The organism is Acetobacterium wieringae (genome assembly GCF_023700225.1).
GTDB classification, from domain to species: Bacteria; Bacillota; Clostridia; order Eubacteriales; family Eubacteriaceae; genus Acetobacterium; species Acetobacterium wieringae.
Map to the genome: position 1 here is coordinate 1,802,364 of NZ_CP097897.1, position 16,065 is coordinate 1,818,428.

At 42.6% G+C, this 16,065-nt stretch carries 18 protein-coding genes; all 18 read right to left on the bottom strand.

Features of this window, described 5'->3' with window-relative positions; genetic code table 11:
• Window positions 1–2: 2 nt before the first annotated feature.
• Window positions 3–935 carry a tRNA pseudouridine(55) synthase TruB gene (truB, locus tag CHL1_RS08790; protein ID WP_242871627.1) on the bottom strand — a complete coding sequence of 311 codons (933 nt, stop codon included), beginning with the start codon at window positions 933–935 and terminating at the stop codon, window positions 3–5.
• Window positions 910–1,869 carry a DHH family phosphoesterase gene (locus CHL1_RS08795; protein ID WP_250936131.1) on the bottom strand — a complete coding sequence of 320 codons (960 nt, stop codon included), beginning with the start codon at window positions 1,867–1,869 and terminating at the stop codon, window positions 910–912. The genes truB and CHL1_RS08795 overlap by 26 nt, the downstream gene beginning before the upstream one ends.
• Entirely contained in the window at window positions 1,853–2,239 is a 387-nt protein-coding gene (gene rbfA, locus CHL1_RS08800; protein ID WP_070372201.1) for a 30S ribosome-binding factor RbfA, read from the bottom strand. Before rbfA ends, CHL1_RS08795 begins: the two co-directional genes overlap by 17 nt.
• Window positions 2,240–2,277: 38 nt before the next feature.
• Window positions 2,278–4,485, bottom strand: coding sequence for a translation initiation factor IF-2 (infB, locus tag CHL1_RS08805; protein WP_250936133.1), 2,208 nt, complete (start codon window positions 4,483–4,485; stop codon window positions 2,278–2,280).
• A 25-nt stretch (window positions 4,486–4,510) separates the two neighbouring features.
• Window positions 4,511–4,783, bottom strand: coding sequence for an RNase P modulator RnpM (gene rnpM, locus CHL1_RS08810; protein ID WP_070372203.1), 273 nt, complete (start codon window positions 4,781–4,783; stop codon window positions 4,511–4,513).
• 66 nt (window positions 4,784–4,849) lie between these two features.
• Entirely contained in the window at window positions 4,850–6,043 is a 1,194-nt protein-coding gene (gene nusA, locus CHL1_RS08815; RefSeq protein WP_250936135.1) for a transcription termination factor NusA, read from the bottom strand.
• 23 nt (window positions 6,044–6,066) lie between these two features.
• On the bottom strand, window positions 6,067–6,558 hold the full coding sequence (locus CHL1_RS08820) for a ribosome maturation factor RimP (RefSeq protein WP_070372205.1): 492 nt from the start codon (window positions 6,556–6,558) through the stop codon (window positions 6,067–6,069).
• A 169-nt stretch (window positions 6,559–6,727) separates the two neighbouring features.
• Window positions 6,728–7,285, bottom strand: a complete 558-nt coding sequence (gene frr / locus CHL1_RS08825; RefSeq protein WP_070372206.1) for a ribosome recycling factor — start codon at window positions 7,283–7,285, stop codon at window positions 6,728–6,730.
• Between the two features lie 3 nt (window positions 7,286–7,288).
• A complete protein-coding gene (gene pyrH, locus CHL1_RS08830; RefSeq protein ID WP_070372207.1) occupies window positions 7,289–8,017 on the bottom strand; it encodes a UMP kinase in 729 nt (242 codons plus the stop codon).
• Window positions 8,018–8,100: 83 nt separating this feature from the next.
• Window positions 8,101–8,745 carry a translation elongation factor Ts gene (gene tsf, locus CHL1_RS08835; protein WP_084633727.1) on the bottom strand — a complete coding sequence of 215 codons (645 nt, stop codon included), beginning with the start codon at window positions 8,743–8,745 and terminating at the stop codon, window positions 8,101–8,103.
• A gap of 27 nt (window positions 8,746–8,772) precedes the next feature.
• Window positions 8,773–9,561 (bottom strand): 30S ribosomal protein S2, encoded by a 789-nt coding sequence (rpsB, locus tag CHL1_RS08840; RefSeq protein ID WP_070372208.1) that lies wholly within the window; start codon window positions 9,559–9,561, stop codon window positions 8,773–8,775.
• A 148-nt stretch (window positions 9,562–9,709) separates the two neighbouring features.
• Window positions 9,710–10,390: an AAA family ATPase gene (locus CHL1_RS08845; RefSeq protein ID WP_338078312.1), complete on the bottom strand. Its 681-nt coding sequence runs from the start codon at window positions 10,388–10,390 to the stop codon at window positions 9,710–9,712.
• Window positions 10,366–10,659, bottom strand: coding sequence for a hypothetical protein (locus CHL1_RS08850; RefSeq protein WP_250936137.1), 294 nt, complete (start codon window positions 10,657–10,659; stop codon window positions 10,366–10,368). The genes CHL1_RS08845 and CHL1_RS08850 overlap by 25 nt, the downstream gene beginning before the upstream one ends.
• A 20-nt stretch (window positions 10,660–10,679) precedes the next feature.
• Window positions 10,680–11,036 (bottom strand): AAA family ATPase, encoded by a 357-nt coding sequence (locus tag CHL1_RS08855; protein ID WP_250936138.1) that lies wholly within the window; start codon window positions 11,034–11,036, stop codon window positions 10,680–10,682.
• A gap of 93 nt (window positions 11,037–11,129) precedes the next feature.
• The gene (gene hslV / locus CHL1_RS08860) at window positions 11,130–11,660 is read right to left on the bottom strand and encodes an ATP-dependent protease subunit HslV (protein WP_070372210.1); all 531 of its coding nucleotides are present in this window, start codon (window positions 11,658–11,660) and stop codon (window positions 11,130–11,132) included.
• A gap of 34 nt (window positions 11,661–11,694) precedes the next feature.
• Window positions 11,695–13,764, bottom strand: coding sequence for a type I DNA topoisomerase (gene topA / locus CHL1_RS08865; RefSeq protein ID WP_250936140.1), 2,070 nt, complete (start codon window positions 13,762–13,764; stop codon window positions 11,695–11,697).
• A 113-nt stretch (window positions 13,765–13,877) separates the two neighbouring features.
• Window positions 13,878–14,987: a DNA-processing protein DprA gene (gene dprA, locus CHL1_RS08870; RefSeq protein ID WP_250936142.1), complete on the bottom strand. Its 1,110-nt coding sequence runs from the start codon at window positions 14,985–14,987 to the stop codon at window positions 13,878–13,880.
• A 130-nt stretch (window positions 14,988–15,117) separates the two neighbouring features.
• Window positions 15,118–15,942: an ABC transporter substrate-binding protein gene (locus CHL1_RS08875; RefSeq protein ID WP_070372213.1), complete on the bottom strand. Its 825-nt coding sequence runs from the start codon at window positions 15,940–15,942 to the stop codon at window positions 15,118–15,120.
• Window positions 15,943–16,065 lie beyond the last annotated feature (123 nt).

A 16,065-nucleotide genomic window follows, 5' to 3' on the forward strand; every position in this document is an offset into this window, starting at 1 on the left:
CCTCACAGTAGTTTTGTCGGTTTGATATAGTTGCCTTCGTCATTTATAACATATCTGCCCATACCAATTAGCTGATTCCCATCATACAGCCGCAGGGTTTCGCCGGGATAAAAATCATCCAGCGATTCACGGAGATTCCACTGAAACAGCTTATTGCCATTGAGCAGGAAACGGCGGCCCTGATCGGTGGCAGAAACCCGGCGATAACCGTCCATCGAGTATGCCAGAGGATATAAGAGCGATTCCGGGGCCTCCTGACTGATGCGTTTTTCAATCTGGCTCAAGGTTAAGGCATCGCTCAGTGTAAAGCGGCCAACCTGATGGCGGATCAGTTGCCCCATACAGCCCAGGGTCCCCAGGGCTGCGCCGATATCCCGGCACAAGGACCGGATGTAGGTGCCCTTTGAACAGGTGACCATCATTCGGGCTTTTTGAGCGGCTTCATCAAAATTCAATAAACGGATTTCTGTGATGTGAACGTCCCGTTCGGGAATTTCCACCGTTTCGCCGTTTCTGGCGTAGTGATAGAGTTTTTTGCCATTAACCCGAATGGCTGAGTAGATCGGTGGTTGCTGGGAGATATCACCAGTAAATTGTGACAAAATAGCTTCAAAAGCCCTGGCATCAATCCGTTTTTCGCTTTTGTCAACGATGGTTCCTGATAAATCACAGCTATCGGTTGCCAAACCCAGAATCACCTCGGCTTCATAGACCTTGTCGTGATCCGTGATGTACTCGACCATTTTGGTGGCTTGACCGACACAGAGTACCAGCACGCCCTGGGCCTCAGGATCAAGGGTTCCGGTATGTCCGATTTTTTTGGTTTTAAGGAGCTTCCGGGCTTTAAATACCACATCGTGGGAAGTCATCCCCGGCTCTTTGTTGACATTGAGATAGCCATTAAGGCTGTTAAGCTTCTCCATTTTGATTTGCACAAACCTCCATCAAGTCCCGTTTGAGTTCCCCGACATCCCGCGAAAAATTAAAACCGGCGGCCCGTTCATGACCTCCACCACCGTATTTTAAGGCAATTTCGTGGATATCGTAGGGATATTTGGCCCGTAAGGAAACCCGGTATTCACCGGGGTCAATTTCTTTTAACAGGGCCGTAATGGCGACGCCGATGGTATTTTGGCCCAAATTGGCTACATCATCGGTAATGTTGATGGTGCCGCCAAATTTAACGATAGTTTCGTGATCCAAAATCATCATCGCAATCGGCATACTGTCGAGAATTTCCAGGGAATGAATCGCTGCCCCGGTCATTTTCATCTGATTGATGTTCTTTTGGGTATGAAGCCGTTTGGAGAGGTGGGCATAATTGGTTTTGATGGCATATAATTCACTGGCAATTAAATGGGTATCGACTGTCACATTGGAAAATTGAAAACTGCCGGTATCGGTGGTAATGCCGGTGAAAATGGCATCAGCCATCTCCTCATCAAACACCACATTAAGTCCCCGGAGTACCCGAAAGACGATTTCGGCTGTTGCACCGGTAATTTCGACAAAGTTCAGATCACCATAGTGGGCATTGCTTTTATGATGATCAATCACCAGTCTAATTTTTGCGGCTGGCATTTCCGCTGGTGAAAAAGCAAAACTGCTACTGGAACAGTCAAGATAGATAATTACATCATAGTCGTCCTGTAAGACCTGGTTAAAATACTGAATTTCATCAAAGAACTCCAGCTTGTCTTCAAGGGGTAGGTCGATATAATAATCAACGGTTTTATTCAGCTGCTTCAAACCTTTTCCCAAGGCCACTGCCGAACCAATTGCATCACCATCCGGTTTTTGATGAAGCAAAATCAAAAACCGTTGATTGGTGCAAAGACAATTTAAAATCTCATCAGGAATCGTGTTCATTCTGATCCTGCATTTCTTTTTTATCGTCTTTCAAACTTTGTAAAATTGACTCGATATGCATGCCATATTCAATCGAATTGTCGATTTCAAAGCTGAGCGCCGGTACCGAATGAACAGTAATGACCTGGCCCAGGCTCGATCTTAAAAAGCTCTTGGCATTATTCAATAATTCGAGGACAACCTTCTTCTGACGATCATCACCGAAGATGCTGACATAGACAGTGGCAGTTTTTAAGTCGGGAGCTGCTTTAACCTTGGTGATACTGACATTACTGTCTTTAATTCGGGAGTCTTTCATTTTATGGATGATGATTAAGCTTAATTCCCGCTGAATTAAGCCATTAATTTTTTCATTGCGATGCGATGCCATTTTGTGTTACCTCCTTGCTGAGAAAGATAGGCTTGCGCTTATCTTTCAATCTTTTCCATGGTAAAGGCTTCAATGTTATCGCCAACCTTTAAATCGTTGTATTTTTCGATGCCAATACCACATTCGTAGCCGGTGTTAACTTCTTTGACATCATCTTTAAATCGACGTAACGAGGCAATTTTTCCTTCCAGAATGACGATTCCATCACGAATAATTCGGACGTCATCATTTCGGTTGATTTTACCTTCGGTAATGTAACAACCGGCGATGGTACCAACACTGGGGATTTTAAAGACTTCCCGGACTTCGGCATTACCCATGACCTTTTCCCGGAATTCTGGGGCCAGCATCCCTTCCATGGCTTTTTTGATGTCTTCAACGGCATCATAAATAACCCGGTAGAGTCGCATATCCACTTCTTCGGTTTCAGCCAACTTGACGGCATTTTTATCCGGTCGAACATTAAACCCAATAACAATGGCGTTGGAGGTTGCGGCTAACATCACATCTGTTTCATTGATGGCACCGACAGCTCCGTGAATAATATTGATGCGGACGGCTTCGTTATCCAGTTTTTCCAGGGATTGTTTGATCGCTTCGATGGAACCCTGAACATCCGCTTTAATAATAATATTGACATCCTGAATATTGCCGTCCTGAATCTGACTGAACAGATCGTCAAGAGAAATGTTGGAACGACGCTGACGTTCACCTTTTTGCATCTCTTTTCGTTTTTCAGCTAATTGACGGGCTTCTTTTTCATTTTCCAGAACAATAAAATCGTCTCCGGCTACCGGAATATCGGACAACCCAGAAATTTCCACCGGTGTCGATGGGCCAGCCTTTTTAAGACGTTTGCCTTTATCATCAATCATCGTTCGGATTTTACCATAGGTGGTTCCCGAAATAATTGAATCCCCTATATGCAAGGTACCCTGCTGAACCAATAAGGTGGCAACCGCTCCTTTACCCCGTTTGATCTGGGACTCGATCACACTGCCCCGGGCTTCCCGACCAGGATCAGCGGTCAGTTCTTCCATTTCGGACATCATAATGATCATTTCCAGCAGGGATTCAATCCCTTCACCGGTTTTAGCTGAGACGTTAACAGCAATGGTTTCCCCGCCCCATTCTTCAACTACCAGATTATATTTGGTCAGCTCCTGTTTAACCCGTTCCGGGTCAGCGCCAGGTTTATCAATTTTATTGATCGCCACCAAAATCGGAACACCAGCAGCCTTGGCATGATTAATCGCTTCTACGGTTTGAGGCATGACCCCATCATCCGCAGCAACCACCAGAACTGCGATATCGGTAATCTGTGCACCTCGGGAACGCATGGCTGTAAACGCTTCATGACCTGGGGTATCGATGACAGTAATGGCATGGTTATTGATATTTACGGTATAGGCCCCAATATGCTGGGTGATTCCACCCGCTTCGCCAGCAATAACATTCGCTTTACGGATTTTGTCAAGCAGTGATGTTTTACCATGATCGACATGTCCCATAACGGTGACAACCGGTGGTCGGGGGATTTCGTTTTCGCTTTCTTCTTCGTCATATTCTTCCAGAATTTTGGAAACGACGTCTTCAATTTTGATGGCTTCCACTTCAAAGCCCAGCTCTGCCGCAACAATTGCAGCTGTTTCAAAATCGATTTCCTGATTGATGCTCACCATGGTTCCAGCCAGCATCAGGGTTTTTATAACCTCGGTGGCGCTTATTTCAAGGACATCAGCCAATTCACCAACGGTTAAGACCTCCGGTATTTCAAAGGTCTGGTTTAATTGTACTGACTTCTTCTTCTCATCCTTGATGCGCTTGTAAACACTTCGAGCCGTTTTTTCTTTTTTGCTGTGATCCCGCATCTTGGGCTGTTGACCTTGATTATTGGAAACCGGTCGTTTTTTATCATCGGCTTTTTTCGGCCCATTACCACCTGTTTTGGGTTGGCTTTTTTGTGGTGGTCTGGTCGGTTTTTTAGTCTCACTCGTCCCCTTAGGGGCAGCAGGATTGGCACTGGCTTTGGTCGGTTCCTTAACAGGGGCCTTTTTCGGCTCAGTTTCCTGCTCTGCTTGATACTTATTTTTATCGAATTTTTCTTCAAATTCGGAAATTTGTTGATCAGTCAGGGCGCTCATATGGTTTTTTACAGGAATATTGTACATATTTAAAATGCTTACGAAATCTTTGCTGGGAATATCATATTTTTTAGCTAAATCGTATACTCTTAATTTTGACATAGTATTCCTCCCTTCAATATTTTATTTATTTCATTTGTTTTTTCTCTGACAGTTGCTGTCGAACGATTTCGACAACATCACTTTCTACTTTTCTTTTAAATGCCCGTTCCAAATAATTTTTATTCAGGAATTGATCAACACAGGCATCGGACTGGCAGACATAAGCACCACGTCCATTTGCTTTTCCGGTGGGATCAAAAAAAATTTCGCCAGATTTATCTGAGACAATCCTAAATAAGTCACGTTTATCAAATTTGGAATGGCATATAACACAGGTTCTCTGTGGAATTTTTTTCATTTTACCTCCCTGACATTTTTTTATCTAAGTATTATAGCATAAAAAGCTATATTAGTGATTAAACCTTTAATTTTCAAGATCTGAAATATCGTCGAAGAGGACGTCTTCTTCAGATACTGACGAATTCATCAACTCCAGAGCCTCAGCGGATTCAAGCTCTTCTTTTAGCTCCAGTAAAATATCCTCGGTTAAACCGCTATTCTGGTTTTTTGCTTCGTTATGTTGGTTGACATAGTCAATTTTGCTTTTGATGTCAATTTTCCAGCCAGTCAGTTTTGCGACCAGACGGACATTTTGACCTTCCTTACCAATGGCCAGGGATAATTGATAGTCATCAACAATCGCCACCGCTGATTTTTCATCTTTATTGGCGATGATTTCAACTACTTTGGCTGGACTCAGGGCATTGGACAGATATTCTTCAACCGAGTCGCTCCATTTAATAACATCTATTTTTTCACCCTGCAACTCATTGATAATATTTTGAACCCGGACCCCTTTTTGGCCGACACAGGCACCAACCGGATCAATACTGGGGTCATTGGCTTTGACGGCCACCTTGGTGCGAGAACCAGCTTCCCGGGAAATGGAGACAATATCGACAATCCCGTCAAAGATTTCCGGTACTTCGGATTCGAACAAGCGCTTGACCAACCCCGGATGGGTTCGGGATACATTGACCTGGGGTCCTTTGGTGGTTTTTTTAACCATTAGTAAGTACACTTTTAAGCGTTGGTTCAGCGTGTATGTTTCGCCAGTCGTTTGCTCAGATGGCAACATCACTGCCTCCAATTTACCGATTTCTACATACACAATACCTTTTTCGATTCGTTTAATAATCCCGGTTAAAACTTCATCCTGTCGTTTGAGGTAATCGTCGTAGATGATATTGCGCTCTGCTTCTTTAATCCGCTGGATGATCAATTGCTTGGCATTCTGGGCCGCAATTCGGCCGAAATCCCGGGGTCGGACTTCTTTTCTGAAAAAATCGCCGACTTCGTAATTACTGTCAACTTCCCGGGCTTTTTCAAGCGAAATCTGACTGTGATCATTTTCCGGAACCTCGACAATTTCTTTTAATGCAAAGACTTGAATATCGCCATTTTCACGGTCAATGCTGATCTCAACATTGTGTGCATTGCCATAATTCTTTTTATATGCGGTGGTAATTGCAGCCTCAATTGCTTGAATTAATTCTTCTTTATCAATTGATTTTTCTTCTTGAATTACATCCAGAGCGCGTATAAACTCCTGATTCATATTGGTTTTCTCCGCCTTCCGTATTATTCAGCTGATGGAAGAGGTTTAAAATTCAACTCATCCAACCGATTTGCTTTTGCAATTTTACTGTTCTCCAGTGTCAGCAGTTCACCTGTTTCCAATTCAAGGGTTAGTTCATCGGTAGTATATGATTTTAATACCCCCTCGATATCTTTTTTCCCATCCATCGGTGCGAAAAGATGAACTGCTATTTTTTTATCAAGATTTGACAGGAAATGTTTTTCTTTTTTCAACGGACGATCCATTCCGGGTGATGATACTTCGAGAAAATAACTTTGTTCGATGGGATCCTGCTCGTCAAGCATTTCACTGACTGGTCGGCTGACTTTTTCGCAATCTTCCAAAGAAATGCCATTTTCCGAATCTATAAATAGGGTCAGATACCAGTCCTTTCCTTTTTTTTCAAAGGTCAGATCGGTTAGTTCATACCCCAGTGATTCGACCACTGGAGCAGCTAATTCTTCTAATAAGAACTCTTTCGATACTTTTTTCATACTTATTCCTTTTATTTTATTATTTATCTAAAAATCTGGGTTGTATTTTTCACAGTAGCCATCACTTTGATACCGACTTGAAAAATAGTTAAGAGTGGGTCTCCCCACTCTTAATGAAATACTATATAATTGAATGAACAATTAAATAAATCATATCCCGATAAAACCATTAAACCTCTAAAATTTCCGCTTCTTTTTCTTTTAGAATGGCATCAATGTTTTTAATCTCTTCGTCCGTTACCTTCTGAATTTCTTTTTCACCTTGCTTTAAATCATCTTCGGTGATCAGACCTTCTTTTTGTCCATCTTTAAGATCCTGAATGGCATGACGACGAATGTTTCGCATAGCAACCTTGCATTCTTCTCCGTACTTTTTAACCAGTTTGACCAGCTCTTTACGGCGTTCCTCGGTTAACTGGGGAATCAGTAAACGGATAATTTTACCGTCATTAGAGGGATTAAAACCCAGGTCAGATTTTAAAATACCCTTTTCGATGGCCGGAATAGCGGTTGCATCATAAGGGCTTACAACGATCATGCGTGGCTCAGGAGTACTGATGTTTGCCAATTGATTCAAACTTGTCGGTGATCCATAATAATCCACCATGACCTTGTCAAGAATTCGGGGATTGGCTCGACCAGCCCGGAGACTTCCCAAACTTTCATTAAGGTTTTTAAGGGCTTTATCCATTTTTTCATTTGCTGTGGCTTTGATCTCATTAACCATCTTCTATACCTCCTGAATAATTGTTCCGATTTTTTCGCCCATAATTGCACGTAAAATATTTTTCGGTTCATTTAAACCAAACACTAGAATAGGGATGTGATTATCCATACATAATGAGGTTGCGGTTGAATCCATGACCTTCAGGCCTTGATTCAGTACATCTATGTATGATAATTCAGAATAGCGGACTGCATCCGGGTTAACCAGGGGATCTGAATCGTACACCGCATCAATGCTTTTTGCCAAGAGGATAATTTCAGCATCAATTTCTGCTGCTCGCAGGGCAGCCGTTGTATCGGTCGTGAAAAAGGGATTTCCGGTACCGCAGGCAAAAATAACAACCCGTCTTTTTTCGAGATGTCGAACGGCTTTTCTGCGGATATAGGGCTCGGCAATTTGTTTCATTTCAATTGCAGTTTGAACCCGGACGGGCACGTCCATTTCTTCCAGAACATCCTGTAAACCGAGGGCATTGATGCAGGTGGCAAGCATTCCCATGTAGTCGGCGGTTGATTTATCCATCCCTTCGCCGCTTCGTCCCCGCCAGAAATTACCACCGCCGACAACAATGGCTATTTCAACACCCAATTCAAAAACCTCTTTGATCTGGCTGCAGATAGCTTGTACCGTCGGCGTATCAATACCATGGCTGGTTGTACCGGCTAATGCTTCTCCACTTAATTTTATGATGACACGTTTGTATTTCGGTTCCAATAAAACTCCCCCTTTCATTTTCTTTATTATATCGTAATGTGAAATAATTTACAATCGAATCAACGGTAAAAAAAGAACACGAATGTGTTCTTTTTCAGCGTTTATGCGTTTAATTGCTTCGCTACTTCTTCGGCAAAGTTTTCTTCTTTTTTCTCTAAACCTTCACCCATCTGGAAGCGGGCAAAGCGTCGGATTTTGACATTTTCGCCGATGGTCATAATTTGCTCTTTAACCAGATCTTCAATAGTCAGATCGGGATTCTTAACAAAAGGTTGTTCCAACAGACAAATTTCTTTATAATATTTGCTGACACGGCCTTCAACCATTTTATCAACGATTTTTTCTGGTTTGCCTTCATTGAGCGCCTGAGCTCGAAGAATTTCTTTTTCTTTTTCAATTTCTTCCATTGGCACTTCTTCTTTGGTTACATATAAAGGATTGGCAGCAGCAATGTGCATTGCCACGTCTTTAACAAAATTTTTAAATCCTTCATTTTTAGCAACGAAATCAGTTTCGCAGTTAATTTCGACGAGTACGCCAATTTTTCCACCCATATGGATATACGCTTCAACGATTCCTTCAGCGGCAACACGGCCAGCTTTTTTATTGGTAGCAGCCAGTCCTTTTTCCCGCAGATAAACCATTGCGTCTTCGATATTTCCGTCTGTTTCAACAAGCGCTTTTTTGCAGTCCATCATTCCGGCACCACTTTTAGCGCGTAATTCTTTTACTAATTTTGCGTCCACTTTTCTCCTCCTGATCGTAATTATAAACTATTCTGCTTCAGTAACTTCAGCAGCTTCTTCGACTTCGTCAACGTCGCTGACAACTTCTTCGACGACAGCTACTGGTGCTACTTCAATTTCTTCTTCGACTTGTTCGCCCTGACGTCCTTCAATAATCGCATCAGAAATAACTGAAAGAATTAAAGCAACCGCACGAATCGCATCGTCATTACCAGGAATGATATAGTCAATTTCATCAGGATCGCAGTTTGTATCTACGATACCGATAATTGGAATACCCAGTTTTTTAGCTTCAGCAATGGCAATTCTTTCTTTCTTTGTATCGATAACAAAAATTGCACCCGGAACACCCTTCATATCTTTGATGCCGCCCAGGAATTTTTGTAATTTTTCACGCTGACGTTTCAGCTGAATAACTTCTTTTTTAGGCAGAAGATCAAAGGTGCCATCTTCTTCCATTTGTTCCAATTCATTTAATCGTTCAATTCGTTTGCTGATGGTACCGAAGTTTGTTAAGGTTCCACCTAACCAACGATGATTCACGCAATAGCTGCCGCTACGTTTTGCTTCTCGTTCGATGCTTGTCTGAGCTTGTTTTTTGGTTCCGACAAACAGAATTTCTTCGCCGTTTTCAGCCAGTTCTTTGACAAACGCATACGCTTTTTCAATTCGTTTCACAGTTTGTTGTAAATCAATGATGTAAATACCATTTCTTTCTGTGAAAATATATGGAGCCATTTTTGGATTCCATCGTCGTGTCTGGTGCCCGAAATGCACCCCTGCTTCTAATAATTGTTTCATTGAAACACATGCCATAATTCATTCCTCCTTGGTTTTTCCTCCATTCTCATCAATCAAGAACATCGACCAGCAAACCGGCACCTGATGTCTTTCAGAGAATGTGTGTAATACATACCGATATATATTAACATAGCGTTGCTGTTAATACAAGTTATTTTTTTATTTAGAGTAAATATTTTTGATAATTATCCCGCTTTTCAGAGATATTAAAGACCCGTTCCACGTAATTCATATCAATGACAAAATCGTCCTGTTCGTAATCGGACGCATAAAAGGATATTTCTTCCAGTAATTTTTCCATTACGGTGTGCAGCCGCCGGGCCCCGATGTTTTCGTCTTCTTCATTTTGAAGATAAGCAATTTTAGCAAGATACCGGACTGCTTCGTCCTCAAAAATCAGATTGACATCCTCGGTTCGGATCAGCTGCTGATATTGCTTAATGACCGAGTTTTCAGTATGGGTCAGAATCTGAATAAAGTCTTCTTCAGTCAAACTGTCCAGCTGGACACTGATTGGGAAACGACCCTGGAGCTCGGGAATCATGTCAGAAATTTTTGACACATGAAAGGCACCGGCTCCAATAAAGAGAATAAAATCGGTTTTGATCGGACCATATTTGGTGTTAACCGTGCTGCCTTCAACAATTGGCAGGATATCCCGTTGAACCCCTTCCCGGGACACATCGGGTCCGTGGTTGTTGCCGTTACCGATAATTTTGTCAATTTCGTCGATAAAGATAATGCCATTCTGTTCGGCATCCTTGACACCCTGTTCGTTGACCTGATCCATGTCAATTAACTTTTGGGCTTCCTGATTGATCAGGATTTTCCGAGCCTCAGAGATTTTGACATTTTTCTTTTTTTCTTTTGAGGCAAAAAGTCACCAAGAATATCATTCATATTGAATGACATACTATCGCTGTTCATTCCCTGCATAATACCAATAGTTTTAGAACCGTCGTCATCCACTTCAATTTCAATCATCTGGTCTTCCAGCCGACCAGCGACCAAATCCTTTGATAGCGCTTCCCGTTTTTCTTTTTTGGTCTGCTCTTTTTCGGCATCTCCTTCGAGTTCCGATAGTGTTGGGGTTGTCGGCGGGGATGGTTTCATAAAAATGTCAAAGGGGGTTTTTAGGGTTTCTTTGACTTTTTTGAAGGTACCAGAATATCCAGAATAATTTTATTGGCATTTATTTCGGCTTCGGCATAAACTTCTTTCATTTTTTCCTGTTGAACGTTTCGGATGGCTGTATTGACCAGATCCCGAACCATCGACTCAACATCCCTGCCAACATAACCGACTTCGGTAAATTTAGTTGCCTCAACCTTGATAAATGGTGCTTTCACCAGCTTCGCCATTCGTCGGGCTATCTCGGTCTTCCCGACCCCGGTTGGTCCAATCAAGATGATGTTTTTAGGCGTGAACTCATCGATCAGATCGGCTGGTAACAACGACCGTCGATAGCGATTGCGAATCGCCACAGCCACAGCTTTTTTTGCCGCTTCCTGACCAATGATATAACGGTTTAGTTCGGTAACGATTTTTTTGGTGTTAGTTCTTTCATTAGCATTCTTCCGTTTCTATAATACTTCAACAGAAATATTATTGTTGGTAAAGACACATATTTCTGAAGCAATCTTTAATGATTCGTAGACCATTTCTTCGGCACTGAGGTTTGAATGACTTTTTAAAGCCCGGGCTGCGGCAAGTGCATAGGATCCACCGGAACCAATGGCCGCCACATCATCATCCGGTTCAATGACTTCGCCGTTCCCTGATAAGACCAGGGTCTCGGCTTCGTCCATGACAATCAGCAGGGCTTCAAGTTTCCTGAGAATCTTATCTGAGCGCCACTCCTTGGCCAATTCCACTGCGGAACGTTTTAAATTACCGTTGTACTGTTCAACCTTGTGCTCAAATTTTTCGCACAGGGTAAAGGCATCGGCAACCGATCCGGCAAACCCCACCAGGATTTTATCATGATAGATTCGTCTGATTTTAGTGGCTTTGTTTTTCATGATTGTTTTTTCGCCCATGGTTACCTGACCATCTCCAGCTATGGCGACTTGACCGTTATGACGGATTCCTACGATGGTTGTTGCATGAAACATAGTTATTCTCGCTTTCTTAACACTTGTACTTTAGTTATTCGGCCATTGGTGCTTTATAACCGCAATCTTTTTTATCACAATAGATTGATTTGCGTTTCCCCAGGCCTTTTTGAAAAAGAGTTGATCCGCAGACCGGACATTTTTCAGGAATGGGCAAGTCCCAGTTCATATAGTCACAATCCGGGTAATTGTTACAGGAATAAAAGGTTCGTCCAGTTTTTGAGGTTCGCTTAACAATATCGCCACCGCAAACGGAACAGATCCCCCCGGTTTTTTCAAAATAGGGTTTGGTATTTTTACAGTCCGGAAAGCCGGGGCAGGCCAGAAAGCGGCCATATTTTCCTTTTTTAATGACCATTCGGGTACCGCACAATTCGCAATCCACATCTGATTCGGGATCAGCGATAGTTACTGATTCAGCCTTTTCCTGGGCATTGGTCAGTTCTTTTTCAAAACCCTGATAAAAGTTTTTAAGCAATTCAACCCAGTCAGTTTGGCCATCAGAAACGGCATCAAGACGATCTTCCATTTCGGCGGTAAAGGAAATATTTACCACATCACTGAAATATTCTTTCATCAGATGGGTTACCGTGACACCAAGTTCGGTCGGCTTGAAATGCTTGTCTTCCACTTCCACATAGTCCCGGTTTTTAATGGTTGCAATGGTCGGTGCATAGGTACTGGGTCGACCGATGCCTTTTTCTTCAAGGATTTTAACCAATGAGGCCTCGGTGTAGCGGGCCGGAGGCTTGGTGAATTTCTGCTCTTTTGTTGTTTTAAGCCGTTCCAGGTCATCGCCGATGGCCAGTTCCGGCAAGATACTGTCATCATTTTTACCAGCCCCTTTGCCAACCCGGGTAAAACCGTCAAACTTTTGGGTTTCGCCTTTGGTTTTAAAAATCAGATTGTTGCAGGCTACATCCACATCGGTAACGAAATACTGGGCATCAGCCATCTGACTGCAGAGCAGTCTTTCCCAGATCAGCTTGTACAAACGATACTGGTCTGGCTCCAGTGAATTGCGGGCATCTTCAGGCGTCAGCACGACCGATGACGGACGAATGGCTTCGTGGGCATCCTGGACATTTTTCTTCTTTCCGGCTTTTTTTTCAGTGCCCAGATAATCATCGCCAAAATGTTCTATTATATATTCCTTGCTCTCAGCAACCGCTTCGTCAGCAATCCGGGTTGAGTCGGTTCTTAAGTAGGTGATCAAACCGGTCAGCCCACTGCCCTTGATATCAACCCCTTCGTAGAGCTGCTGGGCCAGACGCATGGTGCGTTGAGTTGTGAAGCCCAGAACCTTATACGCTTCCTGCTGGAGGGTACTGGTGGTAAAGGGTAGCGGTGGTTTTTGATAACGAATCCGCTTTTTAACATTTTCAACGACAATGGGATGGGCGTTTACTACCTTTTCCAGCCGAATGGCCTCTTCGGCGTTGGTAATGGTTTTCTTTTTGCCATCTTCCGAATAAAATTTGGAGATGAAGGTTTTTTCGTCATCGGCTTTTTTTAAAAGCAGCTCCAGGTTCCAATACTCTTCGGGAATAAAGGCGGCAATCTCCTCTTCCCGATCGACAATAATTCTGGTGACAACGGATTGAACCCGACCACCACTAAGCCCCTTCTTTACTTTTTTCCACAAAAAAGGACTCAGTGAATACCCAACCAGTCGATCCAGAATCCGCCGGGCCTGTTGTGAATTGACTAAATCGATATCGATTATGCGTTTATTTTCAATGGCCGCATTGACAGCTTTTTTGGTAATTTCATGGAACTCAATCCGGCATTTGGTTGCTAAATCGATTTCCAGAAAATTTGCCATATGCCAGGAAATCGCTTCTCCTTCCCGGTCAGGGTCAGTGGCCAGATAGACCTGATCGGCTTTTTTTGCAGCATTTTTCAGTTTTTTCAGTAATTCCGCTTTGCCCCGGATTTTTATATAGTCCGGTTTAAAATCTTCTTCTATATTAATACCAATTCGGCTTTTGGGCAGATCAATTACGTGTCCCATCGTCGCTTCAACTTCGTAGCCTTTTGGTAAATACTTCTTAATCGTTTTTGCTTTTGCCGGCGATTCAACGATAACCAAGGTTTTACTCATTGAATACCTCCTTCTCTCTTAATAGTAACGACGCTTTTCTCTTAAAATAGCAACATTATAGCAAATCTTTCCACAAAATACAAACTTATGCAGTCGAATATAACGCATTGTCCTTAAATTAACAGGATATTTCCGTATTTAATTTGAATGATCTCTGCTATTTCCATCATCGTCAGCAGACTATTTACCTGATTGATGGGTAATCCGGAGCCTGCCACCAACTCATCAATGGTGCGATAACCCTTTTTAATCAGATCAAAGAGTAGCCGTTCATTCGGATTGGTCAGTTTTAACTCAGTCTGTTTGTTATAAACGTCTGCCTTTGTTTCCATGTGATCCGTCCATTGATCGAATAAAACATAATCCTCTAAAATATCATGGGGATCGGTAACAAGTTTTGCACCTTCTTTTAGTAATTGGTTTCCACCAGCCCAGTTGCAAGTGCCAATATCCCCGGGGATTACATAAACATTCTTGCCCTGTTCCAAGGCATGGTTGACCGTGATCAGTGATCCGCTTTTTTTACGGGCTTCTATCACCAGAACACCCTGGGAAAGCCCACTGATTAATCGATTTCGTTGTGGAAAGTGATATGGCAGGGGTTTATCACCCAAATTAAATTCACTGAGCAGCAGACCTTTTTGGGCCATCAAATCAAAAATCTTTTGATTGACCCGGGGATAGCAGATGTCAATACCGGTTCCTAAAACGCCAATCGTGCTCCCCAGTTCATTGATACTGCCCCAGTGACTCTTGCCGTCAATGCCATCAGCTAAGCCGCTGACAATAGTAATCCCCACTGAAGATAGAGATTGTGAAAATAACTTGGCGTGTTTTTCGCCAGCTACCGTGGGGTTGCGGGAACCGATTATGGCAATCGATAGTGGTGCCTGAAGCAGTGATAAATCACCTTTGGCATAAAGAGCCAATGGCGGCGTGTAAAGATTTAAGAGCGACTCCGGAAACTGGGGGTCATGACGCAGAAGCAGTGTAATTTTATTTTTTTCCAAATATGATAAATCCTGAGTTGCCTGCACCAGCGATCGAGACTGGAAAAAATAATTAACTGTCTTTTCATCAATGATCTTCGTCATCAAAAGGGTTTCGGGACTTAATGAATAAATCACACAGGGAGATAAAAATTGTTCGATCAGCATATTTTTTTGTTTGAGGGAAATTTTTTTTAGCCGCATAAACCATAGCCAATAAATTAAATCTTTCACCGTTTTCTTGTCCCCTTTGCATTTCGGATCACGTAGTGTATCATCATTATAATGGCAAAGAAAAGCCTTGGCAATCAAAAAGACCCGGCGCTGGTATCAAATCTCAGCGCCGGGCATTTTTTTATTATAATTATTCAATGACTTTTAATTCGGTATTAATATTCTGCGTAACATCCTGTCCAAACCATTTCATGGACAGCTCGGTTAATTTTCCATTTTCCCGTAGAGTATCCAGAGCCGTATTTAACTGTTCATTGAAGGCTGTGTCAGCTTTTCTGACGGTGATGCCGATGGGTTCATTTGACAAGACATCAGATGAAATTGCGTAGACATCCGGTTTTAGTGTGGTATAGAATTGAGCAACACTGATATCCGTCATAATGTTATCAATTTGCTTTCCTTCCAGTGCGGCGAAGGCGTCAAGCATGGCATCATATTTATTCACAGTATATTCAACGTTTTCCTGGGTTTTTAAAGCCTCCGCAGCATAATCAGCGGTGGTTTCGATTTGAACGCCGACTGTTTTTCCAGCCAGATCCTTTGGTGTTTTTGCCGGAGTCGCATCTTTACGAGAGACAATAACAATCCCATTGGCAAGGTATGGATCTGTCATATTAAAACCGCTTAGCCGTTCTTCCGTAATGCTGGTTCCCGATAAAACAATATCATACTGGTTGGCATTCAGACCATTAAAAATGCCGTCCCAAGCTGTTGGCACCCATTTAATCTCAACTCCGAGCTCATCTGCCAGGGCCTGACCCAGGTCGATATCAAATCCGACCAGTTCATTGTTTTCATCCCGGAATTCCAGTGGCAGATACATGTCATTGGTTCCGGCGGTTAACACGCCATCGGCCAGCGGATCTACGTTACTGGTCGATTTACTGCCACAGCCAGTCAACAACAAGGCAGCTCCTAATACAATTGCTACTAATGCATAACTTTTTCTTTTCATTTTTTCCTCCTACGGTATAAGTTTCATCTTTCATTATATTTGGCCATGCATAAAAATTCAAGTTATATTTCCCGAAATTAAATAAACAGCTGAAATTTGCTATTGCATTTCAGCTGTTTGTTG

Bases quoted from the DNA above. Each gene is read 5' to 3' on its own strand.
- CHL1_RS08795 (WP_250936131.1), bottom strand. From the start codon at position 1,869: ATGAACACGATTCCTGATGAGATTTTAAATTGTCTTTGCACCAATCAA.
- rbfA (WP_070372201.1), bottom strand. From the start codon at position 2,239: ATGGCATCGCATCGCAATGAAAAAATTAATGGCTTAATTCAGCGGGAA.
- infB (WP_250936133.1), bottom strand. From the start codon at position 4,485: ATGTCAAAATTAAGAGTATACGATTTAGCTAAAAAATATGATATTCCC.
- rnpM (WP_070372203.1), bottom strand. From the start codon at position 4,783: ATGAAAAAAATTCCACAGAGAACCTGTGTTATATGCCATTCCAAATTT.
- nusA (WP_250936135.1), bottom strand. From the start codon at position 6,043: ATGAATCAGGAGTTTATACGCGCTCTGGATGTAATTCAAGAAGAAAAA.
- CHL1_RS08820 (WP_070372205.1), bottom strand. From the start codon at position 6,558: ATGAAAAAAGTATCGAAAGAGTTCTTATTAGAAGAATTAGCTGCTCCA.
- frr (WP_070372206.1), bottom strand. From the start codon at position 7,285: ATGGTTAATGAGATCAAAGCCACAGCAAATGAAAAAATGGATAAAGCC.
- pyrH (WP_070372207.1), bottom strand. From the start codon at position 8,017: ATGAAAGGGGGAGTTTTATTGGAACCGAAATACAAACGTGTCATCATA.
- rpsB (WP_070372208.1), bottom strand. From the start codon at position 9,561: ATGGCATGTGTTTCAATGAAACAATTATTAGAAGCAGGGGTGCATTTC.
- CHL1_RS08850 (WP_250936137.1), bottom strand. From the start codon at position 10,659: ATGAAACCATCCCCGCCGACAACCCCAACACTATCGGAACTCGAAGGA.
- hslV (WP_070372210.1), bottom strand. From the start codon at position 11,660: ATGTTTCATGCAACAACCATCGTAGGAATCCGTCATAACGGTCAAGTC.
- topA (WP_250936140.1), bottom strand. From the start codon at position 13,764: ATGAGTAAAACCTTGGTTATCGTTGAATCGCCGGCAAAAGCAAAAACG.
- CHL1_RS08875 (WP_070372213.1), bottom strand. From the start codon at position 15,942: ATGAAAAGAAAAAGTTATGCATTAGTAGCAATTGTATTAGGAGCTGCC.